This window comes from Neisseria sp. P0009.S007, from assembly GCF_051962515.1.
This window is the reverse complement of the sequence record NZ_JBQCVF010000885.1, coordinates 1-455: the sequence shown is the minus strand read 5'-3', so window position 1 is coordinate 455 and position 455 is coordinate 1. Positions and strand designations below refer to the sequence as shown.

Annotated in this window: 1 rRNA gene; it reads left to right on the top strand. The window is 59.6% G+C overall.

What is annotated here, in order from left to right:
* A 16S ribosomal RNA gene (locus tag ACTHS3_RS16935) occupies positions 1-455 on the top strand; the annotation flags it as partial.

Below are 455 nucleotides of genomic sequence, written 5' to 3'. Positions count from 1 at the left end.
CCTACGGGGGGCAGCAGTAAGGAATATTGCGCAATGGGCGACAGCCTGACGCAGCGACGCCGCGTGGGGGATGAAGGTCTTCGGATTGTAAACCCCTTTCGGGAGGGAAGATGGAGTGGGTAACCACTTGGACGGTACCTCCAGAAGCAGCCACGGCTAACTTCGTGCCAGCAGCCGCGGTAATACGAAGGTGGCAAGCGTTGTTCGGATTTACTGGGCGTACAGGGAGCGTAGGCGGTTGGGTAAGCCCTTCGTGAAATCTCCGGGCCTAACCCGGAAAGTGCGGAGGGGACTGCTCGGCTAGAGGATGGGAGAGGAGCGCGGAATTCCCGGTGTAGCGGTGAAATGCGTAGAGATCGGGAGGAAGGCCGGTGGCGAAGGCGGCGCTCTGGAACATTTCTGACGCTGAGGCTCGAAAGCGTGGGGAGCAAACAGGATTAGATACCCGTGTAGTC